The sequence below is a fragment of the Agarivorans albus genome (assembly GCF_019670105.1).
Classification (GTDB): domain Bacteria; phylum Pseudomonadota; class Gammaproteobacteria; order Enterobacterales; family Celerinatantimonadaceae; genus Agarivorans; species Agarivorans albus.
This window is the reverse complement of record NZ_AP023032.1, coordinates 1,512,937-1,539,482: the sequence shown is the minus strand read 5'-3', so window position 1 is coordinate 1,539,482 and position 26,546 is coordinate 1,512,937. Positions and strand designations below refer to the sequence as shown.

24 protein-coding genes are annotated in these 26,546 nt (G+C 44.0%); 10 read left to right on the top strand and 14 right to left on the bottom strand.

Annotation, left to right across the window (positions count from 1 at the left end; genetic code table 11):
* Positions 1-121: 121 nt before the first annotated feature.
* The 5 genes from K5620_RS07170 to K5620_RS07150 all read right to left on the bottom strand — a co-directional run bounded on the left by K5620_RS07170 (position 122) and on the right by K5620_RS07150 (position 5,361).
* Entirely contained in the window at positions 122-1,057 is a 936-nt protein-coding gene (locus K5620_RS07170; protein WP_016402814.1) for an alpha/beta fold hydrolase, read from the bottom strand.
* Between the two features lie 160 nt (positions 1,058-1,217).
* Positions 1,218-1,898, bottom strand: coding sequence for a tetratricopeptide repeat protein (locus K5620_RS07165; RefSeq protein WP_016402813.1), 681 nt, complete (start codon positions 1,896-1,898; stop codon positions 1,218-1,220).
* 201 nt (positions 1,899-2,099) lie between these two features.
* Positions 2,100-3,272 carry a glycerophosphodiester phosphodiesterase family protein gene (locus K5620_RS07160; protein WP_016402812.1) on the bottom strand — a complete coding sequence of 391 codons (1,173 nt, stop codon included), beginning with the start codon at positions 3,270-3,272 and terminating at the stop codon, positions 2,100-2,102.
* Between the two features lie 234 nt (positions 3,273-3,506).
* The gene (locus K5620_RS07155) at positions 3,507-4,154 is read right to left on the bottom strand and encodes a tetratricopeptide repeat protein (RefSeq protein WP_016402810.1); all 648 of its coding nucleotides are present in this window, start codon (positions 4,152-4,154) and stop codon (positions 3,507-3,509) included.
* A gap of 211 nt (positions 4,155-4,365) precedes the next feature.
* Positions 4,366-5,361: an AraC family transcriptional regulator gene (locus tag K5620_RS07150; RefSeq protein ID WP_016402809.1), complete on the bottom strand. Its 996-nt coding sequence runs from the start codon at positions 5,359-5,361 to the stop codon at positions 4,366-4,368.
* Positions 5,362-5,527: 166 nt separating this feature from the next.
* Here K5620_RS07150 and K5620_RS07145 point away from each other — a divergent pair, with 166 nt between their 5' ends.
* A complete protein-coding gene (locus K5620_RS07145) occupies positions 5,528-6,097 on the top strand; it encodes a lipid-binding SYLF domain-containing protein (RefSeq protein WP_016402808.1) in 570 nt (189 codons plus the stop codon).
* A gap of 82 nt (positions 6,098-6,179) precedes the next feature.
* On the opposite strand, the gene K5620_RS07140 is transcribed toward K5620_RS07145, so the two are convergent.
* The 3 genes from K5620_RS07140 to K5620_RS07130 all read right to left on the bottom strand — a co-directional run bounded on the left by K5620_RS07140 (position 6,180) and on the right by K5620_RS07130 (position 7,916).
* A complete protein-coding gene (locus tag K5620_RS07140) occupies positions 6,180-6,605 on the bottom strand; it encodes an N-acetyltransferase (protein WP_016402807.1) in 426 nt (141 codons plus the stop codon).
* Between the two features lie 159 nt (positions 6,606-6,764).
* Positions 6,765-7,445 carry a helix-turn-helix transcriptional regulator gene (locus K5620_RS07135; protein ID WP_040307408.1) on the bottom strand — a complete coding sequence of 227 codons (681 nt, stop codon included), beginning with the start codon at positions 7,443-7,445 and terminating at the stop codon, positions 6,765-6,767.
* A gap of 87 nt (positions 7,446-7,532) precedes the next feature.
* The gene (locus K5620_RS07130) at positions 7,533-7,916 is read right to left on the bottom strand and encodes a VOC family protein (RefSeq protein ID WP_016402805.1); all 384 of its coding nucleotides are present in this window, start codon (positions 7,914-7,916) and stop codon (positions 7,533-7,535) included.
* Between the two features lie 250 nt (positions 7,917-8,166).
* On the opposite strand from K5620_RS07130, the gene K5620_RS07125 reads away from it, so the two are divergent.
* Positions 8,167-10,572, top strand: a complete 2,406-nt coding sequence (locus tag K5620_RS07125) for a M48 family metallopeptidase (RefSeq protein ID WP_016402804.1) — start codon at positions 8,167-8,169, stop codon at positions 10,570-10,572.
* Between the two features lie 144 nt (positions 10,573-10,716).
* Here the strand turns inward: K5620_RS07125 and K5620_RS07120 are convergent, their stop codons facing one another.
* Positions 10,717-11,370 (bottom strand): hypothetical protein, encoded by a 654-nt coding sequence (locus K5620_RS07120; RefSeq protein WP_215426451.1) that lies wholly within the window; start codon positions 11,368-11,370, stop codon positions 10,717-10,719.
* Between the two features lie 302 nt (positions 11,371-11,672).
* Here K5620_RS07120 and K5620_RS07115 point away from each other — a divergent pair, with 302 nt between their 5' ends.
* From K5620_RS07115 to K5620_RS07100, 4 genes are all read left to right on the top strand, one after another.
* Positions 11,673-12,497, top strand: coding sequence for an AraC family transcriptional regulator (locus K5620_RS07115; RefSeq protein WP_016402802.1), 825 nt, complete (start codon positions 11,673-11,675; stop codon positions 12,495-12,497).
* A 33-nt stretch (positions 12,498-12,530) separates the two neighbouring features.
* Entirely contained in the window at positions 12,531-13,253 is a 723-nt protein-coding gene (locus K5620_RS07110) for an AzlC family ABC transporter permease (RefSeq protein WP_016402801.1), read from the top strand.
* The gene (locus tag K5620_RS07105) at positions 13,250-13,552 is read left to right on the top strand and encodes an AzlD domain-containing protein (RefSeq protein WP_016402800.1); all 303 of its coding nucleotides are present in this window, start codon (positions 13,250-13,252) and stop codon (positions 13,550-13,552) included. Before K5620_RS07110 ends, K5620_RS07105 begins: the two co-directional genes overlap by 4 nt.
* 267 nt (positions 13,553-13,819) lie before the next feature.
* The gene (locus tag K5620_RS07100) at positions 13,820-15,817 is read left to right on the top strand and encodes a BCCT family transporter (RefSeq protein ID WP_016402799.1); all 1,998 of its coding nucleotides are present in this window, start codon (positions 13,820-13,822) and stop codon (positions 15,815-15,817) included.
* A 66-nt stretch (positions 15,818-15,883) separates the two neighbouring features.
* Here the strand turns inward: K5620_RS07100 and K5620_RS07095 are convergent, their stop codons facing one another.
* Positions 15,884-16,264: a SpoIIAA family protein gene (locus tag K5620_RS07095; protein WP_016402798.1), complete on the bottom strand. Its 381-nt coding sequence runs from the start codon at positions 16,262-16,264 to the stop codon at positions 15,884-15,886.
* Between the two features lie 130 nt (positions 16,265-16,394).
* Between K5620_RS07095 and K5620_RS07090 the strand changes: the two genes are divergently transcribed.
* Complete coding sequence (locus K5620_RS07090; protein WP_246612317.1) at positions 16,395-16,805, top strand: ribosome recycling factor family protein; 411 nt, start codon at positions 16,395-16,397, stop codon at positions 16,803-16,805.
* A gap of 53 nt (positions 16,806-16,858) precedes the next feature.
* Here K5620_RS07090 and K5620_RS07085 read toward each other — a convergent pair whose 3' ends face one another.
* Positions 16,859-19,816, bottom strand: coding sequence for a carbohydrate-binding protein (locus K5620_RS07085; RefSeq protein WP_016402796.1), 2,958 nt, complete (start codon positions 19,814-19,816; stop codon positions 16,859-16,861).
* Between the two features lie 598 nt (positions 19,817-20,414).
* Here K5620_RS07085 and yiaY point away from each other — a divergent pair.
* The 3 genes from yiaY to K5620_RS07070 all read left to right on the top strand — a co-directional run bounded on the left by yiaY (position 20,415) and on the right by K5620_RS07070 (position 23,101).
* A complete protein-coding gene (gene yiaY, locus K5620_RS07080) occupies positions 20,415-21,563 on the top strand; it encodes an L-threonine dehydrogenase (protein ID WP_152779442.1) in 1,149 nt (382 codons plus the stop codon).
* A 188-nt stretch (positions 21,564-21,751) separates the two neighbouring features.
* The gene (locus tag K5620_RS07075) at positions 21,752-22,609 is read left to right on the top strand and encodes an AraC family transcriptional regulator (RefSeq protein ID WP_016402792.1); all 858 of its coding nucleotides are present in this window, start codon (positions 21,752-21,754) and stop codon (positions 22,607-22,609) included.
* A 132-nt stretch (positions 22,610-22,741) separates the two neighbouring features.
* A complete protein-coding gene (locus tag K5620_RS07070; RefSeq protein ID WP_016402791.1) occupies positions 22,742-23,101 on the top strand; it encodes a nuclear transport factor 2 family protein in 360 nt (119 codons plus the stop codon).
* A 76-nt stretch (positions 23,102-23,177) separates the two neighbouring features.
* On the opposite strand, the gene K5620_RS07065 is transcribed toward K5620_RS07070, so the two are convergent.
* From K5620_RS07065 to K5620_RS07055, 3 genes are read right to left on the bottom strand one after another with little or no spacing between them, the layout of a single operon-like run.
* A complete protein-coding gene (locus K5620_RS07065) occupies positions 23,178-25,127 on the bottom strand; it encodes a RecQ family ATP-dependent DNA helicase (protein ID WP_016402790.1) in 1,950 nt (649 codons plus the stop codon).
* A gap of 33 nt (positions 25,128-25,160) precedes the next feature.
* Positions 25,161-25,901: a DUF3307 domain-containing protein gene (locus K5620_RS07060; protein WP_016402789.1), complete on the bottom strand. Its 741-nt coding sequence runs from the start codon at positions 25,899-25,901 to the stop codon at positions 25,161-25,163.
* Complete coding sequence (locus K5620_RS07055) at positions 25,873-26,535, bottom strand: nucleotidyl cyclase domain-containing protein (RefSeq protein WP_016402788.1); 663 nt, start codon at positions 26,533-26,535, stop codon at positions 25,873-25,875. Before K5620_RS07055 ends, K5620_RS07060 begins: the two co-directional genes overlap by 29 nt.
* Positions 26,536-26,546: the final 11 nt, after the last annotated feature.

Here is a 26,546-nt window from a genome sequence, read left to right as displayed (position 1 = left end):
TGGCAATGCTGTAAATGGCAAGTTTATAAATAACAAATGTATCTTTATTCGATAACAAAAGTATAAGAGAAGGCGCTCTGACAGCGCCTTCTATAACGAGATAAATAAACCAGCTTGGTGGCTATTTAAGCTTATTGATAGATGCTAAAAATGTGGCAATGTGCTGATTAACTTGCTCGCTATATTCATACTGCAAAGCGTGTCCTGCTCCTTCAACGGTGACTAGCTGACAATGCTCGCCTAAGGCTTTTTGAACACCCTGCGCTTGGCGATATGGCAATACTTTGTCGGCATCTCCCCACACAACCAAGCTAGGTATATTAGTTTTAGCCACTGCAAGATAAGCATCTAGCATTGGCTCTTGCATCAAACCTCTTACGGTTGCCAACATTGCTTTTCGGTAGCCCTTGTAGCGCATTTGAGGCTCGAACTGTGCCACCCAATCAAGTGCTTTTTCTAGGTTAGATAAATCGTCCAACTGTCGTTTAGGCAAACTAGGTATCACAAAGCTATAGGCCACATATTCACCGATAATCGGTATAGGCAAAGGCGCAATTTTGGGTGTGGTAGTTAAAGGCGCAAGTAAGATAAGCCCTGCGACTCTTTCAGGGTACAATTCAGCAAACCTTACGCTAATCGCCCCGCCCATAGATAAACCTGCTAAATACACCGGTTCATCAAATTGCTGATCATCAAGCAACTCCTTTATTTGCTTCACAAACAGCTGCCGAGTATAAGCAGTATTTGGCCTAGCCGAATAACCTCGTCCATAAAGATCAACGCTAATCACTTGGTAACCCTGCTTAAGTAGACTATTTACGTTGCGCTCCCAAACATAAGAAAATGCAGAGAATCCATGAATTAGCACAACAACAGGCGCAGTGCTTTGCCCTTCTCGATGAAAGTGAACTAAACCATGACTAAGTTGTACGTGTTTTCCAGGAAGGTCGTCGGCGTCAATATCGGCAATTTCAAACACTTCTTGATTGCGATAAAAGGGTAAGGCAAGGGCTGCCACTAGCAGCAAAAATAACAAAAACTCTATTAAATATAGCATCGTCATTCCTCCACTTAAGGGGTAGTTCAACTATACAATAAAGCACTGTAAAAAGGAGTTAGTATTGACGAATATTTGACCGACTTAACCTTCAATCAATACCAACTCATTATTATTGTGATGACAGTAAGTTCATCTAAGATTTAGTAGCGCATTACGCCTACCAAGGTACCTCGATGCCCATTTCTTTAATTAATCGATCTACTTCTTTCCAAGCCGCTTTTTTCTGCGTCATGTCTAGCTCTTCGCCGATTAAGAAGTCGCGATCGCCAGGTGCATTACCATGGCCTAACAGCGCAGCAATCGACATCCACACATAGGCTTGCTCTGGATCTTCATCCATGTTTTCGCCTTCGAAGTAATACAAACCTAATAGGTAAGCAGCTTCTTGGTGTTTGTTTAAGGCAGCTTGGTTATACCAAAACTCGGCTTTGCCAAAATCTTGCTCGGTGCCTACGCCATTCCAAAAGTTTTCTGCTAACAGAAATTGCGCTTCTGCATCTTGCTGCTTAGCAGCAACCATTAGCCACTCAACCGCCAGCTCAGGCTTACTGCCTTGGCTAGTTAAGCCCTCTTGGTATAATACTGCAGCTTGCGTCATAGCAGCTACATTGCCTGCTTTGGCAGCTTTTAAGTATTCTGCCAAGGCTGCATCGTAGTTTTGCTCTACGCCGTCACCGTGGTGTAGTTGCTGAGCACGAGTAAACTCTTGCTCGCCACACACGCCGCTACATACAACTGCGGCTGGTGTTTCACTAGTACTAGTTTGATTGTTGCTGCTACAGCCAACGATAAACGCGGCGGCAATACAACTTGCTAAACAATAAACTGATTTTTTCATTATTATTCCTTTGTTGACCACTGCCTAATGACCAAAGAAGGCAGCGGCAGCAACGCTACCACACAATCGCTCGAAGAAAATAGTGAATAATTATTTTGTTGCGATTAATCAATTGCAGGGGAAATACAGAAAAAAGTGCTATTGCGATCACAAAGTTGCTGCTAATACGCATTAACAGCAACAGTTCGATGAATATAGTGACTATTTTATGCAGTTATCGAAGAAGGTCACAGTAGCTGGCCAATCAGAAAACACGCCAACTAACTCAAGATCTTTTTTAAGTACATTAAGTACTTCAAATTCATGCATTGAGGTGTACTTGCGCTCGATGGTCCAAGTAATTAAATCTAATCCCGCTTCTTTTAGCTGCTTGGCATAGTCGGTAGCCACTACTACTCCATCTTGCTCTTCAACAAGCGCAGTATAAATGGGCGCAACAATATTGATGTTTTTAGCGGCAATTTCTGTTGGGCTGGGCACACCATCAAGCAAGTAAATAAGGTAAACGGCTTGCTCCCCAAACTCCGGGGTGTTGGCAACCCAGTATTCAACATCGTCAATTGAGAAAGATTGAGCATAAACCTCGCTAGGCTCAATGCCTGCTTCAATGTATTCATCAATCATTTTTTGGGCAAATTCTTGCTGGGTAATCCCTGCTGCTGCTAAGTCTTGCGCGGCTGGTGTTTTAAGCTCTGGGGTCATTTTTACGCCTAGTTCCTTAAACAGCGCAATGCTTTCTTTATGCGACATTAATGTGCCAACCTCAGCGTAAAGATCGGTACGGAAACTTGGCGTTGCGTCCATGTATTCTTCAACTGTGGTTGCTTGTTTATTAGCCGCGTCCATTTTACCGGTTAGGCTTTTATATTCAGCCAAGGTAAAGTCTGAGGTACGACACTCGGCAGTGGCCTCTACGCCATTAGCAGTGTCTGCCGGAGTGAACGGGACTGAACATTTAGCAGCTAGCTCTGGCACTGCCAGTACATTGGTAGTGGTGTGTAAATCGGCATGTGAGTGACGACAAACTAATTCGCCATCTTTAGTAAAGGCTACATCACACTCAAGCACACCTGCTCCCATGCGCGCGGCAGCCATATAGCTTTCTTTGGTATGCTCTGGGAACATCAGTGGCGCGCCACGGTGACCAATAGAGAAGTCACTTACGCTGTAAGTTGTCATGTCATCTACACACGCTTGCAAGCTTGTTTTTAGCTCTCCGTCGGCGAGCTGATCAACCAAGAATGCTGGACGGGGCCCTAATTGCACTTTTGATATAGCCCCAGTGTTGGCCGCTTGGATAGGATTGTCGTCGTCGCTACAGGCGCTTAATAGTACAAGTGGGCAGAGAAATAGCCCTAGCTGAGAGAATTTCATTGGTTAACGTCCTTATTGTTGGTGAATAACATCGATTCAAGAGCTAACCAGTAAAGATTCATCGGGTGACAAAGTGATGAAAAATTGATGTTAGATTTATGTCACAAAGATGAACGGCTTGTAAAAGCAACAAAGCCAGCAATAACTATGCTGGCTATGTTGATTTTGGTTGATTCTAGGGTCTGTTGATCTTTGCTGATGGTTTTTGCAGCAAAGAACAACAGACCCTAGTAACTAGCGATAATCAGGAATGCTTCGATTCCAGGTCACTAACTTTTTATCATTAGCTTTGTTGCGCCAATAACTGGCTAAGCGCGGGTTAGGCTCGGTGGCCAAGCCTACTTTATAGTAGTAAGCCAAAGTACTAGCAGCAGGTTTAGAGCCTTTATCAGCGGCCAAGCTAAACAGTTCAAAGGCTTTGTTATAATTTTGCTCAACTCCACGACCGTAATGGTACATGCGGGCCAGTGCCCAAATAGCTTGTGGGTTACCCTGCTCGATAGCCTGTTCAAATAAGCGCTGCGCTTTTGCGAAATCTCGCTCACCACTTATTCCATGGTAGTAAAGCAAACCCAATTCACGGCTGGCTGCTGGGTGCATTTCTTGGCTAGCCACTTGATAATAACCAAGTGCCTTAGTTAAATCGGCGGCTTCAAACATGCCTCTTGCGCTAGCTTTACCTATCCAATAAGCCGACTCTGGCCTACCTTGCTCTGCTAACTGCTGGTGTAAGTTATAACAACTCTGCTGTTTTTTAAGCTGGGTGCACCAAGCACTTAAACGCTGATCTTCATTAGTAGCGTTTGGCTTTGCAGAAGCCACAAAGCTATTACTCAAAGCTAGGCTTAGCCCGGCCACACACCAAATAAGTAATTTTTTCATGATTTTCATCCTTGGCTTATTACGACAACTTAGGAGTTAAACCCACTCCCTTGTGATCTATGTCGCATTTTGTATGCCAAATATAAAAACCATATATTTCAAAGCAATGACAGAATCTAAATTCCAAATCACACCAGAATGAAGCAATAATCACCAAATTGAGTCACCAAATCAGTAATTATGAAAAACAATAATAAAGAAAACAGATTTATTAATAGCCTTTCGCCGATTTACGCCATTGCAGTGGCGTTTGCTTGAACCACTTTTTAAAGCTGCGGATAAAAATGGCCGGTTCTTTAAAACCCAATTGCAGTGAGATATCTGCAATTGATAGCTGACTATCAACTAAAAATTCCACTGCCATGGTTTTTCTGGCGTCTTCTAACAAGGTTGAATAGCTAGTACCTTTGGCTTTTAAGCGCTTTTGCAACACCCGAACATGTACTCCAAATAACTCCGCTACATGCTCAATACTGGTGTTTCCATCGTAGATTAATGGCGGCAAAATCTGATAAATAAGATCATCCAAGTCTTCAAGCCGCTGTAAGGTTTCGCTACTTTGTTTACGCAATGCTTCTGCAGGGTAAACTTGCGCGCCAGTAACGTGGGCCCAACGCTGTTCAAACACAATGGCATTAATCGCTTTATTGTCTTTTACCGGGCAATTAAGAAGTTGGGATAGCTCTTTAGTGTGACTAAAACTATGCATTAACCACACTTCGGTCGCTCGCCATGACTCTCCAAACAACGTTTGGAAGGTTTTAAACAAGTTACACAGCATTGCCCTATGCATAGAGTCACAACTAAGTTGATCAGCAAAACGTAAACTAAATTCGGCCCTAACTAAGTTCGCCTCTTGCACTAAATCTAGGTCAGTTCCGCTCGACTGAGCATTCAAAAATGCTTTCAACATTTGGATCATCGCTTCTAGATTAGGCATACTTTGAACCGCAATGGCTAGTACCCCTTGCTTACGCAAAGGCATCGACAAGCCACAACGTGCGCTGGCCAAAGGCTGTTGACTAGCGCGATCTGCAGCTGTCATTAATTTTGCCACTTTAAGCTGGCTAATTAAGCCGCTGGTTTGACGCAATAAACTCGGCGAGATATCTGCAGCGGCTAACAGTCGGTGCCTGTCTAAACCTTGCTGCTCCAATATGTCTACAACCCACTTTAAGGCTGGTAACTGAAATTGATATTCCTGCATCTCGCCGCCACTTCCCTATGAACCATAATCATCATTTTTGCACTTGTTCGCAAAATGTCAATTTACCGCCATGGTTTGATTAAAATAGCAGCAAGTTGAAAGGCCGAGTTGTATTTCAGATTGTTAATTTTTGCTGGCCATACCCAGCACATATTTAGGATCAATAATGACAAAATCACTTAAAGCTATTTTCGCCATCGCACTATTAAACATGACTATTAGCATGCCTGCATTTAGTAAAAGCGCAGCAGAAGAACGTGCAGAATCAGACCAAATGGTTCAAGAAACCTTGGTAGACTTTAAAAAGGAAAATAGCGACATTGCCGGTAAAATCAACGGCGCTGTAGGTTACGCAGTATTTAGCAATGCCGGTATCAACTTGTTTGTTATCTCTGCTGGCGGCGGCCATGGTGTAGCCATCGATAATGCAACTGGCAAGCGCACTTACATGAATATGGGTGAAGCGGGTGTAGGCTTTGGTGCTGGTGTTAAAGATTTTAGAGCCTTAATGGTGTTTAATACTCGCGAGTCTTATGACAAATTTGTTGAATCTGGCTGGTTGTTTGGCGCACAAGCGGATGCCTCAGCTAAAGCTGGCGATAAAGGCGGCTCTGCAGAAGGCGAAGGTGCTATCGGTGACGTAGATATCTATCAAATGACCGAAGCTGGCTTATCGTTAGAAGCGACCGTAAAAGGCACCAAGTTTTGGAAAGATAAAGACTTGAACCAAAGCTAGACTTAACTAAGTAAGCAAATAACAAAAAAGCTTGGCTCAATTGGCCAAGCTTTTTGCTTTCTGCCTTTTACTTTCTGCAGCTCTAGATACCGGTACTCATGGTGTATTCTGGCAAACCAGTATGTGGGTCTGTTTGCTCTTTAACTAAACTAAAACCCTGAGACAAATAGAACTGATAACTAGCGGTGTTTTGCTTATACACCGACAAAGTTAAAACACTGCGCTGTTGCTTGGCATGAGCAATGAGCTGTTTTCCAATACCCTGCCCTTGTGAACTGGGTGCCACAAAAATAGCCGCTATATGTTTTTCATCAAGCGCATAAAACCCAAGTACTTGGTTGTCTTGCTGATATACATAAGTCTCGGCATTAGGCAGATAGAGATTACGCATATTATCTACTTGCGAATGCCAAAAACTGGCATCTACAAAATCGTGCGCTTTTATCGAAGCGGCCAGCCATATATTCAATACTGTTTCAGTATCACCTGATTGATAAGGTCGGATCATTTTGAATGCGATATTAGTGACAAGATAAACAATGATACCGCAAACAAACAGAGAAAGGGCATGTCAACTAAATGATAGTTTGATGAAGGTTAAGCTAGCTGCGAAAAATCTGATTCGAGCTCTGAAATATCAAGAGACCAATAACAATAAGGCATAAATTTAATGCCCTTCTTGCTCCATTTTCTCTACAAAGTCATCTAGCTCTTTTCCGGGGCTGTGGCTAAACACCCGTTCTTGATGATGTAATTCGGTAATTCGATCAACCCGAAAGCTGCGAAAATCGTCACGTAATTCGCACCACGCTAGTAAGGTCCAGGTGCCTCGCCAAAAATAAATGGCCAGTGGGCGAATTTCTCGTTTGGTGCAGTCAGCCTTGGCATCTTGGTAGCAAATCTCTAGGTATTCACGCTGTTGCGAAGCAATGCGCAAGGGATCTAAGTATTTGAATTGGTCGCTGTCGATATAAAAATCGGGGGCAAACATTAACGATTGATAGGCTTGTAGGCGTTGTGGCAATACCGCTTCTACTTTAATCATTGCTTGCTTGGCAGCCGAAGACAGTTCTTTGCCTGCCCAGGTTTGCACCATACGCATGCCAATTTGAATGGCCTCTAGTTCCGCTTCATTAAACATTAGCGGTGGTACGCTAACTTCTTGGCGCAACAAATAGCCTACGCCAGCTTCTCCTTCAATGGGAATGCCACTTAAACAAAGATCTTGTACGTCACGGTAGATGGTGCGAGTTGACACTTCTAAACGGTCGGCTAAATCTTGGGCAGTGGTGAGTCGCCGCATACGCAGAATTTGTACTATCTGAAAAAGCCTGTCTGCCCGTCTCATAAATCATCCCTGCCAAAGTGCAGAGCAAACACTAGCCCAGCTTTATAGGCTGAGCTAGCTAAATTTGCTTGCATAACAACGTCGATATTACTGGAACTTAGACCACAGACCTATTTTATTACCTTCACTATCCACAAATAAGGCGAAGTAACCATGCTCACCATCTTGAATGGCAGTAACAGGCATTAAGATTTGCACGCCCGATTGAGTAATTTTATCCACCAGTGGGCTAAGTTTTTCGCTTAAATGCAGATAAACGGTGCTGCCATCCATGCTTGGCTTCATCATTTCATGCTGACATAAACCAAAACTAGCAGCCTCTGGATCTTCGGTTTCTAAAATGGCCATATCCATATCGCCCATATTCTCGCGGCGAAAGGTTAGATCAAAGTGCTCGGCGTAAAACGCTAACGCGCGGTCCATATTGGCAACGGCGATCTCTGCCCATACTAAAGGTGCAACTGCTAACATAACTATCTCCTTGCTGTTACCGGCTAGCCCCCATGGCCAGCCAGTGAGATAACTATAGTCCCCCCCTACTGACAACTACCTGTCAGTAGGGTTTCAGTAGCAGCGTTTTTATTTTGTGACCAGTATTCTGCGCTAGCTCGAATAGTTTGCAATTAGCTCTTATACCCTAAAGCCAAGCTATTGAATCTGATTAGCTTATTTGCAAAAATTCTGGCGACAAATTTATCACTATAAACACAAGGAAATGTGAGTGGCTAAATATGAGTTAGTGAGTTTAGGCGCTCAAAATGGAAATAATCGCGATAACCATGTGGTACATAGTCTGTGTAAAGCCTTAGATATCACCCCCGCAACTGCTCAAAAATACTTGGTTGAAGGACATGTCCTTAAAGAAAGCCTTTCACTAAGTTTGGCAAAAAGCCTTGCCGCAGTATTTAGCGAGCATGGCCTGCGAGTAGAGCTTAGAGAAATGGCAGTGCTTGAAACAAACAGCGCAGCACCAACTACCCCTCATAGCAAGGCTCAACAAAATAGTGCGCCTAAACTAAAAGCTGACTTTATTAAGCTGCTTAGTGGAGAGTTCCCTCGCTCTAGCGTAAGCCGAGAGTACCGAATTGGCATGATATGCACGCTACTTATTAGCCTAATAGCTCCGCTTATTTACTTGCTTATGTTAGTGGGCTTAATCAGTTTTTCGGTATTTTACTTCTCGGTGTTAGTTGAAAACATCGGTGATTTTTCTGGTGGCATTGCTAAGCAATTTCTCCTCGTTATTCCTTATTTTATTGTTATTGTGCTGTTTCTATTTTTGCTTAAGCCTTTATTTGCCACTTACCAACAACCTAAACTATATCGCCTGCAGGCCAAAAGAGCCCCGGCATTATTCAATCTAGTTGATGTAATGTGCGACAAACTAGCGGTTCCTCGTCCAACAGAAATTTGCTTAGACACCCAAGTAAACGCCTCTGCCGGAGGCTTAGACGGCTGCCTTAGCCTGCGTAAAGGCGAGTTACGCCTAACCATAGGCATGCCCTTACTAACCGGCATGAATATGCGCCAGTTAAGTGGCATTTTGGCGCACGAGTTTGGCCATTTTGCTCAAACCCAGGCGATGCAAACCCGCTATATTGTGCAAACCGTTAACCACTGGTTTTATAGCCGAGCCTACCAGCCCGACGAATGGGATTTACGCCTGCAAAACTGGGCTAAACAAGAACACATGCCCTTTGTTATGAATATCGCGATTATTGCCGCTCAGCTTTCTATAGGTCTTACTCGATTCATTTTTAAAGGCTTGTTTAATCTCAATTTTAAGCTCACTCAATATATGTCTCGCGCAATGGAGTTTGACGCCGACAGCTACGAAAGCCGCTTTGTGGGTAGTGATCAGTTTGAGAACACCGCCATTGAACTGCGTAAGCTGGCCTTGGCCGCGCAAAAAGTAGCAGACATCAATAAACTAGCCTGGAATGACAACAAACTACTGGCAAATATACCGTTGGCGGTTGCCAATTTAGCCAAGCAAACCAGCAAAGCGCAGATGAGAAAAATAGAACAGCAAATGCAGCGCACAGACAGCTCAACTTGGGATAGTCACCCAGCGGATAAAGATCGTATTGCTTTTGTTACTTCACGAGGCGACCAAGGTATTTTTAAATCTGAATTACCTGCAGCTTTGCTAATAGGTGATATTGACACCTTAAGCGAGTCGGTAAGTGCTTTTTTCTATACTCAGCAAGGCATAAAGCAGCCCAGCAAATTTACAGTGAGTAACGACAGCTTAATTGAGAATGAACAACAAAAACAACAAACTGCCGAGTACCTAAAGCAGTTTTTTGGAGAGATCTACAGCGGACGCTTTTTCCATCTTTCAAACCTTGTGGACAATAAACCCAGAGGTTTAAGCGATTGCATCGCGCAGATTAATGCCCAACATCTACAAATCAACAATCAGGAACAGCTCTACTTTAAGCAGCTAGACACCTTGCGTGTCGCCTCTTTAGTAAAACTTTATTTTGAAGCTAACTTAAATATAGCGCCGGAAGAGTTTGACCTGCCTGCGAGTAATCGAGTTGATGTTGGTAATTTAATCACCGAATCTACGGCGGCAATAAAGCAACATCAAAATGAATTTAAACCCTTTGATAAGCTGTTACATCACCGCATTATGCTGTGTCGTTCGTTGATGTCGAGCCAACAAAGTGCCCGGCTAGATAGCTTATTAAACGCTCTCCAAGGCATGGCTAAGCTGGAGCCTATTATCAATAACTTAGAGCGTTTTCACTTTATCCTCGATACGCTAATCAACCTAGACGATGAATGGCAATCAAAAATTCATTCTCGACTATTAGCGCAAACAAACTTGTGCGCCTTAGAAACTAAGCGTTTAGCCATTGAAGCGAAAAACATTAGCCTACCAGATCCTAAATACCCTAACTTGGCTGAGTTTATCGAAGGCTGGAATGGCGGCGTACTGGACTTCTCCCCCACTATTCAACCCTCGCAATATATGTTCATTTGTGAACAGAGTTATAAGGCAGCAAAATACAAACACTATTGGTTATGCGCCGAACTTAGCCAGTTATGTATGGAGGTTGAGAGCAGCATCAATACTCAAGCACTAAGTGAACCCGCCGATGAGCTCGCTTTGGTTTAGAGCATATACACGCCAAGAGGCATAAACTCATGTAACTAGCTGAAGCTCTGCAACTTAAATAGATGACTGTTATATAAAATCGCGTTTATAAAACACTATGCATTAAGAAAATTAGTAAACATGCTTATAACGGCTTACATAGGTTCACAGTTTATGCTTGTTCATGTATCTATCTAGAAAAGCAATAAAATCACCGTCTACTGATTTATCTTTAATATCGTTTAGGTGTTTACTGTATTCTCTTTTGTTATTGACTACATTCGCCATAGCGAACACAGCTGAGGAACCTTCACCTTCTTTATTTTCTAGGGCGATTTGTTTCATTAGCTTAAGGTGTTTTTTGTCTTTGAGCCGACCAATTAGAAATATTGCTCTTAACCTTACCTGTTTTGGCGAAGAGAGTACTTTATCTAAGGCCAAATTTTCCAACTCACTATTGTTAACATAGGGCCTTGCGTCTTGAGGCAAGTTAACTAGATTGCTCGCAATAGTCATTTTAAATAGCTCGTTAGACAATACAGGTTCATCACTGCGCCATAATATGTCTAGCAACTGGGATGCTTCCTGATCTGACAAACGGCTTCTTGCAAAACCTAGTGAATTCATAAAATCAAGATACGCATCTTCACAATCGGGGCGCTCAGTATCATTCCACTCACCACGGTAGTCTGCACAACTCAGGTCATAATACCTAGAGAGCCAATTTTCTAGCCCGGTCAGCTCTGATTGAAGGGTCACTTCCTTTGCTTGCACCAAGCTGCAGAGCAGCAAGCTACATAAAACCAGTATTTTCATCATGTTCCATCACAATGTTAGTCGAGAAGGCATATCTAACCTTATTATGGCTGACTGAGCAAGTTGAACAATTTTGTACAAAACCTCCAGCTAAATCTGAGCTATGATGACAGCTTATACCAATCACACTAAGTAAGTGATCAGAAATAGCGTAGGAAAAATGCTTGAGAATAAGGCAGGATTTTTCGATAAGTAGTTATTCTACAATCAAAAATTCTAACGCAGTTTTCGAGCATTTTAAGCAGTTAGAATGATCAGTTACTTGGTACGATTGGTATTCTTCAGGCCAGTAAGGAGGCAAGCCAATGACAAAAGAACAAGCACGTTATCAGCTTGCCGACGAGTTAGGCGGTATAGAAATACTGAATGCCCGCTATCAACAGCAAAACTTTTCGCGGCATAGTCACGAAGGCTACACCATTGGTGTGATTGAAAGCGGCGCGCAACAGTTTTACCGCACCGGTGGCAACCATATAGCCCCGCAAGACAGTATTATTTTGGTGAACGCCGATGAAGTACATACTGGCTGCTCGGCCTCGGAAGGAGGCTGGTCCTATCAGGCCATGTACCCCACTCCTGAACAATTTGAACAACTCAGCCAAGACTTAGGCATTAAGCAACAAGGCGCTCCCTATTTTAGCCAAGCAGTGGTGCAAGATTCGGTGGTTGCTGGCTCTTTACGCGCTACCCTTGCATTACTGGCGAACTCTAACAATCGCTTACAACGTGAGAGTATGGTGTACGCGAGCTTGAGCTTACTGATGACTCGGCACGCTAAAACTCGCCCAACAACCACATCTACCTTTAATGAGCGCAATCACCTTAGTTTAGTGAAGCAGTTTTTGGATGAGCAGCCTCAAGCTAATGTCTCTCTCAGCGAACTGGCTAAGTTAGTGAATTTGAGCCCTTGTTATTTAGTGAAGCAGTTTGTAAAGCGCTACGGTCTTCCGCCACATGCTTACCAAATTCAAGCGAGATTACGCTTAGCCAAACAACTGTTGCGCCAAGGTAACAAACAATTGGATGTCGCCTTAGATTGTGGCTTTCATGATCAAAGCCATTTTAGCCGCCACTTTAAACGCGCTTTGGGTGTTTCTCCTGGCCGTTATGCCAAGGAACTTGCAGCTTAGCTAAGCCTGCCTTTTACCCTCTCAAGGAAAATTGTGAACAGTACAGACTATATAAACCATTTAACTTGGTCTAATAAACTCACCGCATTTGCCAAAGGTACCTTAGCGGTATTGCCGCTCACCATTGCCGTTGTGCCATGGGGAATATTAGCGGGCTCTTATGCAATGGAGGCAGGCCTTAGCCCTTTGCAAAGCCAAGCTATGTCGGCCATTTTATTCGCGGGTTCTGCCCAATTGGTAGCTACCGGCATGTTTAAGCTGGGATCTGGCCTGTTAAGTATGCTGGTTACCACCATGCTAATTACTTCGCGCCACTTTCTGTACAGCATGGCCATGCGCCCCAAGATTAGCGGCTTACCGCTAAAGTGGCGCCTGTTACTGGGCTATTTGCTTACCGATGAATTGTTTGCCATTGCTAATCAAGACAAAGCTGAACGCTTTGATCGCTGGTACGCATTAGGGGGCGGCTTAAGTTTTTATCTTGGTTGGAATATCGCTTCTGCGGTGGGCATTGTGGCTGGCGCAAATATCGAAAACCTAGACAGCTGGGGGCTAGACTTCGCCATTGCCGCTACTTTTATCGCCATTGTTGTGCCAAACATAAAACATGGCTCGGGCTTACTGTGTGTGCTTATCGCTTTAGTAAGTTCGGTAGCGTGTGAACTTTATGCAGTGCCTGGAGGCCTACTCATTTCGGCTCTGCTGGCTATGGGTTTAGCCACAGCTTACGCTAAGTGGCGCGGAGAAGAGCAATGATTTGGTTTACTATTTTAGCTATGGCCGCAATTGTATTTGCCAGCCGTTACCTGTTCTTAGAGCCAAAAATTCCGCTTAGGTTGAACAAGACAACGTTGCAGTTTTTAAGCTACTCAGCCCCTGCAGTGCTAACGGCCATATTTGCTCCGATCGTATTTGTTCGCGATCAACAATTGGCATTATCCTTAGACAATCCCTATCTGCTCGCCGCCCTGCTAGCTGCACTATTAGCCTACTTCACCCGCAATGCACTAATAACTACAGTGGTGAGCATGGCTGTATTTTTCTTTATTCATTAATCACTAGCTAGTGGTAAACACTTTAAGATATCTACAAGGAGGTAGATCAAAGCATAATATAGCAACACTGTGTTAGTGTGCTGGCCTCCAACGCACATGTAAGTTTGGTGTTTTGCTGTGGCTAAATACCAAGGTGCTTTTTTGGCTGTTTACTTGGCATGGTTTGTAACATGCCCAGCTTACACATTTGCAGGCTAACACCTTGCAATGACTAAGCAGTCATCGCGCGTCAGTTGGGCTGAACACGCGAACTAACACAGAGTTTTTATGAATATCACTAGCAAGATAAACCCTCCTGTTTTTTATTCTTCTTTAGTTATAGCCTTGTCCATCGCACTATTTTCAGCAATGTTTCCAGATATTTCTGCAAGCAACTTTAACCAAATACAAACTTGGCTTAGCACCAATGTAAGTTGGATTTACGTGCTATCAGTCGCCATATTCCTAATATTTGTAGTGTGTGTGATGGTAAGTCGCTTAGGCGATATTAAGCTTGGGCCTGACCATTCAGAACCTGATTACAGCAACTTATCGTGGTTTTCGATGCTGTTTTCTGCCGGTATGGGAATAGGCTTAATGTTCTTTGGCGTAGCCGAGCCAGTTATGCACTACATGTCACCGCCTTTAGGTGATGCCATGAGCATAGAAGCCGCCAAAGATGCTATGCGTATTAGCTTTTTCCATTGGGGCTTACACGCTTGGGGGGTATATGCAGTAGTTGCGCTATCGCTAGCTTACTTTAGCTACCGACACAAATTGCCTTTGCTACCACGCTCTGCTCTTTACCCCTTAATTGGAGACAAGATCCATGGCCCTATTGGTCATGCTACCGACACCTTCGCAGTAGTGGGAACCATATTTGGCGTAGCTACTTCACTAGGCTTTGGAGTACAGCAACTTAACGCGGGCCTTCATTACTTATTTGGCTTGCCACAAACCGAGTGGATTCAGCTAGCCCTTGTAGTGATTGTTATTGCACTTGCTACAGTATCGGTGGTACTTGGTTTAAACGGCGGCATTAAGCGCCTTTCAAACTTAAATGTGATTTTGGCATTAGTGCTAATGGTAGCTGTATTGCTATTTGGCCCAACCGAGTTATTACTGCAATCCTATGTGCAGAATACTGGCACCTACATGAGCGAGTTGGTAAGCAGTACATTTAACCTTTACGCCTACGATAGAAAAGAAGATTGGATTGGCGGTTGGACCTTACTCTACTGGGGCTGGTGGGTGTCTTGGTCGCCATTTGTGGGCACCTTTATTGCCCGTGTATCGCGGGGGCGTTCGATCCGTGAATTTATTGTTGGCGTATTGTTTATTCCAGCTGGCTTTACCTTCCTATGGATGACTATTTTTGGTAACACCGCAATACACATGATTGCCGGTGATGCTATGAGCTCACTAGCCGTGGCTGTTAATAACGATGTAGCAACGGCAATTTTTGTATTCTTTGAGCAACTGCCTTTATCGTCGGTACTATCACTGATTGCAGCACTACTGATTACTACATTTTTCATTACTTCTGCCGATTCTGGCGCTTTGGTTATTGATACCATCACTGCCGGCGGCGAGAGCAATACACCCTTGTGGCAACGTATTTTTTGGACCTCAATGATTGGTTTTATCGCCGCTGCATTGTTGTTTGCAGGTGGTTTATCGGCACTACAAACCTTAACCATTGCTTCTGCTTTTCCGTTTATGTTTGTATTGCTTTGCTTTTGTTATGGTTTGTTTAAAGCGCTTAAACACGACTACATGCTGCAAAACAGCGTGCAAACTCACAATACCTCGGTGCAGTTTTCTAAAGCCAACATATCTTGGAAAGAGCGCTTAGATGCTTTGCTGGTTCACCCTTTAAAGCCAGAAGCAGAAAGCTTTTTAAGCCAAGTAGCTCGCCCAGCACTCACTCAATTAGTGGAGCAATTCTCAGCCAATGGCTTAAGCGCCAAACTGATAGAAGACAGCGACAAAATTAGGCTAACGATTTACAAAGAAGAAGCTGAAAACTTCGCTTACGGGATCCGTTTACGTCACTTTGTGATGCCAAGTTATGCCGACGAACAGCACAACAACTATTACCGAGCCGAGGTATTTTTATTGCAAGGCGGCCAGCAATACGATGTGTTTGGTTATACCGAAGACCAAATCATTGCCGACGTAATTAGCCAATACGAGCGCCACTTACATTTCTTATACTTAGCCAGTTCAGAAATATTGGAAGAAGAGGCTAGCCCTATGCAACAGGCACAACAGCAAAACACCTAATTGCTTAATCCTTATGCCTATAAACCTAACAGCCAGAGCTATGCTCTGGCTGTTAGCCTAGTGTGTTTAGCTTTCTAACCAAGCCAACGCGCTTTGCTCGTCTTCAAATACCTGTACTTCACCTGCGATAAACCAATTACCCACTTTTGATGCCCACTCTAACCACTGTTGATGGCCTAAAATAGCCACTCTTTCAAAATCCTGACCGTGTTTTAAGCCGAGTTTTAAATCGTCCCACGCTGCCCTTAGCTCCCAACCTTCTAGCTCGCTAGCATCAAAAAAAGCGCGTATTTGCGGATGTTCAACCTCTGCTAAGGCTGACTCGAGGATCGGTGTAATGGTTTGATAGTCTTGATGAGTAAGTGTACCGCAGGCTTTAAACGAGACTAATAAGCGCGTTTCTACACGCTCGATGCCCACGGTAATGCCGTGTCTGCAAATCGTCATATTGAGTTCCTTGTTAGTCCAAACTTGCCTTACCAGTATGGTTGAGATCTACCTACTCTCAAGCCTAGTTGAGTAGTTTTAGGGCCAATAAGCAGCGCTTCACTTGGCGATTGTATTTAGATAACTTTGAATGCAAAATTCGCCTATGAAAAACAAAGACTTCGCAATCACCGTCGCTCTGCCTTCGCTGATTCATCGCATTGGTGGTGACAATACCAAACAAGCTAAACAGCTGGCATTGGAATCGGCTTGCCAGTTAAAACGAATACGCCGCTCTAGAAACTGGCAACTAATCGGCGAAGCTTCTGCCCTTAGTGCTTTATCAACACGTATTAAAAACCTAGAAAGTGACAATTTTGCTTATTTGCTCACTAAACTTGAGTTGCGTTTAGCTGCCTACCAAGAGCAGTTAGAACCTAAAAGCGAACGTCTAGCCCGATTAATAAAAGAAAAGCCTAACATCACCCTGGCGGAGCTACTTGAGCAAACTGATTGTTCATTAGCCGAAGCCCGACTTGCCCGTTTTGATGCAGAGCTATAAATAACAAAGCCACAGCATAACGCCGTGGCTTTTTAAGGTTTAAACTAACCAGATTATTGCTTGGTTAAGGTGAATTTGTCAGCATTCCACTGCCAAGAACCTGCTTCTCCTACTCCCATAATACGAATAGTGTGTTGGCCTTCACTCAAGCTAATGTTGTTGCTCACCAAGTTACTCGCAAATACATCCCAAGAACCGGTATTGGTAATGGCTGAGCTGGCTTGTGACTCACCATCCACCCATACTTCAATGCCAGTATTCGCTAAGTTAGTACCCGCTTCGATGCTCATGCTATAAGTACCGGCTTGCTCAATAGTTACCAGATAATCGGCATAATCTCCGGCCTGATTAAAGTTAATCGCCGAGCCACCGTTAATAGCATATACCTGAAAACCATCGTAGCTACCGCCAGTATCTGCAAAGCTTTCGGCTTCAACAGAAATAACTACTTCACCGGGTGTTGGGTCTGGGTTAGTTGCACCGTTGTCGGAATTAGGGGTAAATACCAGCTTGTCGGCATTCCATTGCCAAGCATTATCTGCCCCCACACTGATTAAGCGAATGGCTTGCTCACCACCAGTGGTTATCACTAAGTTGGCGGCAATCACACGGCTTTGGAAATTATCCCATCCACCGGTAGGGTTAATGCTGCTTACCGCAATAGACTCGCCATTTAGTATTAGCTCTACGCCAGCATCATTCATAGGTGTAGCTGCGTACAAACTTACGCTATAGCTACCTGCTGCAAGATTTACTGTGTAATCGGCATAATCACCGGTTTGGTTAAAGTTGATGCCTTGCCCACCAGCAATATCATAAACTTCAAAACCACCATTTGCCCCGCCAGTAGCAACAAAGCTTTGAGCTTGTAGCGTTACAGCTGTTGGGTCGGTGCTGCCGTCACCAGGATCGGTACCGCCATCACCTGGGTCTGTACCACCATAACCTGGGTCTGTGCCACCATCACCTGGATCAGTACCACCGTCACCTGGGTCGGTGCCACCATCGCCTGGGTCTGTACCACCGTCGCCTGGGTCAGTGCCACCGTCACCTGGGTCTGTACCGCCGTCGCCGGGATCAACATCGCCTTCTAATACTTGAACAAAGTGGGCGCGCGCACCATTCCACTGCCAACCGGAGCTGCCCGAACTCATAATCCGCACGGTATGCGTACCAGGCTCTACTTCGAAAGACCCAGCTAAATCGGTTCGTTTATTAACGTTCCAATTTCCAGAGGAAGCAATATCACCACTTAGCACCTCAACACCATCAATGAATATGGTAGCGCCGATGCCGCTGGCGATGTCAGTACCGGCAGAAATACCTGCCATGTAAGTGCCACCACTGCCAAAGTCTACATCAAAGAAGTCGCCATAATCGCCGCGGGTATTAAAGGTAACCACACCATTACCAACACCCCAGCCATAAACGTTATCGTTCTCTACTTCTTCCCCTTCTTTACCAGTAGCGCCATAGTTGACCAGCTCTAAGTCAAAACGTTTACCAATTTGCAGAATATCTGCGGTAACACTAATGGTTTGATTAGGAAGATCTGCATGTGAACCCGTGAAGGTTACACTGCCTGCTGCTTTCGCACTAACCATGCCTGAGCGATTGATATCAGCAATACTAGGGTCGCTAGACAGCCAATTCATTTGCTTGTCGGTAACGTTGCTTGGGGTAAACTGCGGCACCAATACATAAGGAATATCGCTTTGAATCTCGATATGGCTTTGCTTAGCTTCGATACCTTGCAGCGTTACCACTTCAGGTGAGCCACTAACCGGATTCCCCCACTTCTCACGATAAGCTTCAGTGCCGCCATATTCGGCTGCAACTCGGTTTTCACCGGGTTTACCATTTAGGCCATCACCGGTTTTAATGGTTGGGTCCATAAAGTAACGACCGCGCCAGTTTTGCTCTGTTTCATCGTTGGTCCATACCCTCACGTACTCAATTTGGTGAGCAAAATCGAGCTCATTTGCGCTAGGCATGCCAAACCAATCGGGCATGGTTTCGGTATCTAACAACAAATATAGTGGCGTGTGGTAGTAACGGTTTTTCATTGAACGGATCGGTTTACCGTCAAAGTACCAAATAATTTCTTCAGGCCCCCAGTAAAAACCGTACACATGGAAATCGTCTGCAAAATCAATGTCAGCCTTCCAGTGACCACCGTTTTGATACGCGGTGTACTCATTACCCTCTTCATTCACGTAAGACATTTCTTCGCCCTGGTGAATAAATACCCAAGAGTTCATGTTGTAGTAAGGTGCCCACTCTGAGCGACGACCCGATTGCTCGTAAACATCTAGCTCAAGCTTGCTTTTTACATGTCCGGGCTCATTAAACTGCGAGAGGTACTCTTTATCTTCCAAGGTTTCGGCATACAACCAAAAGCCACTAGAGCCAATGCCCACTTTAGATTTAACTTCAAAGTAGCCATAACGAATAGGGTTTACGTTTTGAACGCTGGCCGAAGTCCAGCCGTAGTACCATTCGTTCCAAAACCCATGTGGAGTATAAGACTCATCATTGGCAATACTTAGGTGCAGTTTACCGCCTTCTTGCTTCACATTTTTAGGAGCAAAAACAGCAGGTGCTCGGCCTCCCCAAATATGGTTGTTAGGCAACCATTTGCCATTTTCTTTCCCCATCAAGTTGTATTCATTGAACTGCGGGCTATCAAACTCATCGCTGAGTTCTTCAACCATCGTCCAGCCACCTTGGTTAGCTAAATCAGATAATGGGTAGTTTTGATGTTCTGGGCTGGTGCGCTTAATTGCATCAGCTGGATCCCAAGGCGATAGGCCGTTCCCTGGCACTTGTTCGGGTTCTTCATAAGCTTCTTCTACTAGCTGGCCATCAACATCATAGTAGCTATCGGGGTATTGATGGAAAGAGCCTTCCCAAGGTGTATAAATTGCCTGTACCGTTGCACTGCTAAAAGCCAGCGCTAGCGCGCTCGACATAGCCAGTGCAATTGGCGACTTAGGCCATTGTGTAGACATGATTTTCGTCCTTAAATATCACCGCTTCTTTTATGCGGTATAAATGAATAGTGCACACTTACGCAGCACCGATTAGCTCACCCGAAAGTGAGATCAGTTAGCACTAAACCGGTAGCTCAATAGGTAGCCACCGAAGAACGATGTATTTAGGAAGAACTATGCAAGCTTGGTGAATATCCACCCAGATTGAAAAGCTAGTTGACCTGTTACTATGTTATTTTTGTTTTATGCTGAGCTCAATAAACACCACTTGAAAGCGATATCAAATCACCAGCAATGACCTTTTTACCAACAATTATTTATTTTATGAACAAAAATATTAATAAGATTTAATAGAATAAAAATTCAAATATATTATTAAATTAGCAGTATACATATGATGAAAATATGAAGAGTCGCTACTGAGCATACAAAACCCTAAGTGAAGACGCCCATCACATTTTACAAAGGTTTTGTTGCTCGCAAACCTGCACTCAAAGCCATTACTAAAAAACGAGCTACTTTTTTAAAAGCTGAGCTAGTTGCAAATTCGGCCTGTTGTTAGCATCCATTTCCAGAAGATCATAAAACAATCCAATAACTTTTGTGGAGCTATATCATGCCAAGTACTTTCTATATTCCAGCAATAAACCTAATGGGTGCAGGCTGCCTTTCTGAAGCTGTTGTTAATATTAAAGCATCTGGTTTTAAGAGTGCGTTAATCGTTACCGATGAAGTTCTTAATAAGATAGGCATTGTAGGCAAAGTAGAAACCATGCTTGCTGATGCTGGCGTTTCTGCAGTGGTTTACGACCAAACCAAGCCAAACCCAACAATTACCAATGTTAATGAAGGTTTAGCGCTACTAAAACAAGCCAATTGCGACTGCGTTATCTCTCTTGGCGGTGGTTCTCCACACGATTGTGCAAAAGGCATTGCATTGCTTGCGGCTAACGGCGGCGAAATCAAAGACTACGAAGGCGTAGACCAATCAGAAAAACCGCAGCTTCCGCTGATTGCGATCAATACTACAGCAGGCACCGCTTCAGAGATGACGCGTTTTTGTATCATTACTGATGAAGCCCGCTACATTAAGATGGCCATCGTTGATAAAAATGTAACCCCATTACTATCGGTAAATGACCCAGAATTAATGTTAGCAAAACCCGCTTCTTTAACAGCTGCAACCGGTATGGATGCCCTAACCCACGCTATTGAAGCCTATGTTTCAACTGCTGCTACTCCAGTAACTGACGCTGTTGCCATTAAAGCCATTGAAATGATTCAAGCTAACCTACGTACTGCAGTTGCAAACGGTAGTGATCTATCGGCACGTGACAACATGGCCTATGCGCAATTTATGGCAGGCATGGCATTTAACAATGCTTCTCTAGGCTATGTACACGCTATTGCTCACCAACTAGGTGGTTTTTACGACCTGCCACATGGTGTATGTAACGCTATTTTATTGCCACACGTTCAGCAATATAACGCGCAAGTAGTACCAGAGCGCCTTGCCGACGTAGCCAAAGCAATGGGCGTAGACATCGCTGAGCTAAGTGCCGAGCAAGCTGCAGAAGCAGGGCTTGAAGCGATTCGTCAACTATCAAAAGACGTAAACATACCAGCAGGACTTGAAGGTTTAGGCGTTAAGGCTGATGACTTTAAAGTACTGGCTGAGAACGCACTCAATGATGCTTGTGGTTTTACTAACCCTAAACAAGCTAGCCATAGTGAAATCGTAGAGATTCTTGCTTCAGCAATGTAACGCAAAATTAGCTTGATGCTTAGGCATCAGCAAAAACAACAAGCGGCGAATTTCTTGGTAACTTCGCCGCTTTTTAGGTTAATCCCCCACCCCATACTACTTTACGCCCGCAATCTGGCTAGGATCAAAAAGCCAATTCAACGATCAGTATATATTTCGCACTCTATTAACCGAGGCAGACGCGAACTATGCACAGAATCAACAATTTTAGTCGGATCGCCGAACACGAATATGCGCTCTCAACAGATAGCCTAAACATGTTGTTTTATGCCTTGCCCAAACACTTTTCTGACCAGTACCGCTCTTACGATGCGCCCCGTTTGTGTACAATTTTAGACGGAGAGAAAAAGGTGAGTGTGAACCAATCAGAGAATTTTGTTTACACAAAAGACCAGTTTATCCTCATTCCTCCGCACGCTAGCGTACACATGACAATGCCAGAATCGACTAAAGCATTGGTATACGAGTTTGGCGACCAAATCATTGACTATGTGGGCCAAAGAGTCGCTGACAACCTGCAATTAGATCCTCCCCAACAATTTAGTGATTCGACCTTTGCACTTAGCGCTTACTCAGAAAGAACAGCGGTACTGCACCAGCGAATTCAAGAGATTTTGCAGGATCAGGATAAGAACATGCGCTTTCTTATCGACCTAACTTGCCAGGAAATGGTCTACGAGTTGATGAAACTTGAAAGCTGTAACGAGATTATTCAGCACCACAAAAACCATCCAATAAATATCGCTATTCGTATCTTTGGCTCTAATGATAACGCCGGTATATCTGTGTCACAGGTGGCCGAAGAAGTAGGAATGTCTTTGTCTAACTTCAGTCAAAAATTTAAGCAAACGACAAACTATACTCCTAAGGAATATATGACTAAGCTGCGACTAAAAAGATCCAAGCTGCACCTAAAGAACATGTCGGTTACAGATACCGCTTTTGAAACAGGGTACGATAATATTTCACACTTCATCCGCCTGTTTAAAAAGGAATATGGTATGACCCCTAAACAGTACCAATTAACAGGGAGAGACCACCATTAAGCACTCTGCTGAATATTAGAGCTTGAATGTTGAAGGTTAGCCAAACGCACCAGTCTAGTAGCTAACATCCATTGCAATTACCCATTAGATTAAACATATTTAATCCCTGTTAACTTCAACAAAGAGATAGCAATGCAACCAAAACAAATCGTTCAACAATGGGTAGATGCCTTTAACCAAGGCGATGCAGATAAAATTGCCGAGTTTTACAGCGAAAACGCGGTAAACCATCAAGTAGCGAATCAACCAGTTGTTGGAAAAGCAGCTATTAAACAAATGTTTAGCAACGAGTTTTCTAATGCTGAAATGGTCTGTATTGTAGAAAACATATTCCAAGATGGTGAGTGGGCAATACTGGAATGGAAAGATCCCATCGGTTTACGAGGATGCGGCTTCTTTCAATTTGAAAACGGCTTAATCGTGTTACAACGCGGCTACTGGGACAAGCTTAGTTTTCTTAAAGCACATAAGCTTCCTATTCCTAGTGAGTAACGCTAAAACGCCTCGAGCTAAAGCACCATCTTTGCCTTAGCGCTCCGCTGTTAAGCAAGCTTATTAACCAAGCTTATTAACCAAGCTGCTCCCACAATCTCTCTACTTGCTGCAAGGTATTTGCGTATGGCTGTTTTTCACAGCAGGCAAACCCAGCCAGCTGGCGAAGTTTAAATTTTGTAGACCACGGACTGGTCACCCCAGTTAAAAATCGACAGGCCATTATGGGGCTAAGCAGCGCTTGTTGGCTGGCACTTAAATGTTGTTTAAGCTCTTGTAAGTAATTAAACACTTGAGCATCGTCTAGCTGCTTAAGCGGCGCAGAATAACTCAACTTAGCCACTTGCCCGCGGCATACACTACAATGGCCACATTGTGCAGGCGCGTTGTGGTCATCAAAGTAACGCGCTAACTGGTAACTTAAGCAAGAATCTAGTTCAAAGAAACGAACCAACTGGGCAATCCGTTTAATCTCTTTAGTTTGCGTATCGTTGAAGTACTGGCTTAAACGGCTGGCAAGTTGAGGGTCGGCCAAACCCGCTGCGTTTACTTGATATACCTCGGTAATCTTCTTGGTTTCTAACTCGATTAAGCCCTGCTCTGCCAAATACTCTAGGGCGGCCACTACTCTGGAGCGCTCTGCTTGATACTGCTGATACAGGCCATCAAAGTTAAGACTACCCCATATTTTTTTCATTTGTGTATGAGTAAAAATCGCTTCAATAAACTGTAAGCGTTCGCCAGAAAAGCGCGCCAGTACTGCGCTTTTGTCTACTAAGAACTTGTACTTAAAATCAGCATAATAGGCATATAACGGCTTAATAAGACCTTGAATCTCTAATTGCACCAATAGGGTTTTAAGTGGCAGTTGGCGAATATTAGTAAGGCTAGACAGGCTGTTGATTTGCACTTCCCATTGCTCGCCTTGAGACTCAGCCTGAATATTTGCCAACAAGGCTTCTATGCCACTTTGCTCGGGCGTATCACCGTATACAAAGTTCTCCACCGTGGTTAAACCGTCTAAATTCGCCAAGGTTAAACAGTGCGAAAGCTGGCCATCGCGCCCTGCTCGGCCAATTTCTTGGCTGTAGTTTTCGATAGACTTCGGCAAATCAAAATGCACTACAAAGCGAATGTCACTTTTATCTACCCCCATACCAAAAGCTATGGTGGCCACCACCACCTGTACTTTGCCCGCCATAAAATCATCTTGCGTTTGCTGGCGTTGCTCATTGGCAAAACCGGCATGATAGGCAACCGCGTTTATGCCTTGTTGCTGTAAAAAGCTTGCCACCTGTTCAGCGCTGTTTTGCAAAGTAACGTAAACGATGCCAGCACCCGTTTGTTGGCGAATAAATGCTAATAGCTGTTGCTGCTTATCGTTGCTACTGCAGGCTTGCACACTAAGATCTAAGTTGTTTCGATAAAAGCCTGTTTGCACGATGTCATCTTCTGCTATAGCGAAGCGCGCAGCCATATCGAGTTTTACTTTTTTGGTCGCGGTGGCCGTTAATAGCAGTACTAAAGGAATGTTAAGTTCTTGGCGATATTGCGGCAGCTTTAAGTAGTCGGGGCGAAAATTATGGCCCCACTCAGAGATACAGTGCGCCTCGTCTACCACCAACATAGACACAGCTACCGATTCAATAAACTGACGAAAACGCTCGTTTTTAAAACGCTCTACCGAGACCATTAATATTTTAGTTTTGCCGCTGCGCACCTCACTCATTACCTGCTTACTTTGTTCAGCAGTTAAGGTGGAATCTAAACTGGCTGCAGCAATGCCTTTAGCCTGTAAAAAAGCCAGCTGATCTTTAATCAAAGCCAATAATGGAGACACCACCAAAGTAAGATGCGGCAGTTGCAAGGCGGTAAATTGATAACATAGCGATTTACCCGACCCTGTGGGAAAAATCGCTAAACAAGAACGCTGAGCCAATAAGCGCTCCACCACCGGTGCTTGCCCTTGACGAAAACCGTCAAATCCAAAATGTTGTTTTAACTGAGCAGATAAATTTTGAGGCATGTAGGTAAGCTCTTAGTGGTTAAATAAATTAAACTATAGGGCATGGTATAAGGCATGTGCAGCCAAGCCAATAAACACGCTGGCGGCAACACTAAGCAAAGTACCCAGCATTACATATTCGGTAAGTTTTCGGTCGCTATGATCTTTTAGGTCGCCAAAACGAAAAATCGATTTGGCGGTAACAATAAAGCCAATTGCGGCAAATTGATTGAGCAATACACAAGTGAGCACCAAGCTACGCTCAACCATGCCAATCGCCTGCCCAGCCATCGGTAAATTTTGCTTTGGCTGTTCAGTAAGTGGGCTCCAGCGCTGCAAGATTAAACCAAGCACCTTTGAACATGGCCCCCAAATAAGTAAATAAGCAAAAATAATTACTAATACTTTGGCCTGCATCGCTTGCTCGAAGAGCACACTCACTAGCGGCCAGGCTTGGCTTAACTCCAAAACCAATAGCAACAATACTGCAAGCTGGGCTAGTTGCTGGCCAAGGTAATAACGGCTTCTATCGGGCAAGTAAGCACTTACCCCAGCAATTAACACACTGGCGATAAACAATGCCGCTATAGCTGCTAACAAAGGGCCAAGTGCTGATACAAACAACATGCTTATACCTGCAAACAACACCGTGATAAGCAGCGCGCGAAAATACAAACCACCAGCTGCAAACTTGCTTTGCTGAATGGCTTCTAGCCAAGAGTTTGGTAAACAATAAAACTCTAACAACAGATAAGCTAAGCCAATACTAAGAGCGAATTGCGCCAGTGTTTCCATAATAAAACTCTTCCATAAGTTGGATAAAAAACAGTTTATATTCTTCTAGCAATTGGTACTGAGACTGATTGAGCAACTTAGTGGCATTAACCCGTGAACTATTAAGTTGCGCCGCCAGTGCTGCGTGGCTTGGCTCAGTTAGCTGCCAGTATAGCGACAAGGCTTGCGCTTGTTTAATGGTAAGTTCTTGCACTTGATGGTCGGCAAATTTGGTGAGCAATTCAATACGTTGCGTAAACTTAGTGTCGTTACTAAATATTCCCAAATAGTGACGTTTAAGACTATCTAGTCCGCGCCCAGATAATACAAAGGCTTCACCATTTGAGCGTGACACAAATTCTGCCAAAGGATCTATCTCGCCAATACCAATTCCAATACGTGCATCAAAGGCCAAGTTTTTATCGCCAGAGGATTTTAAATCTAAACGAATTGCTAAAGCACATTCTAATGCTTGGCGTGGATCATTGAGCACCAGCTGAAAAGCATCACCGCGAAAAATCTCGTAGCGACATTGGTAGCGTTCGCTGGTTAAAGCCAAACTAGCGCTCAATCGCTGCAAAATTTTTGCAAAATCTTGGCTGTTTAACTCACTAGAGCCAACTAAGTCCCCAGTAAGAACGGCTACCTGCTGCATAGTATTATCCT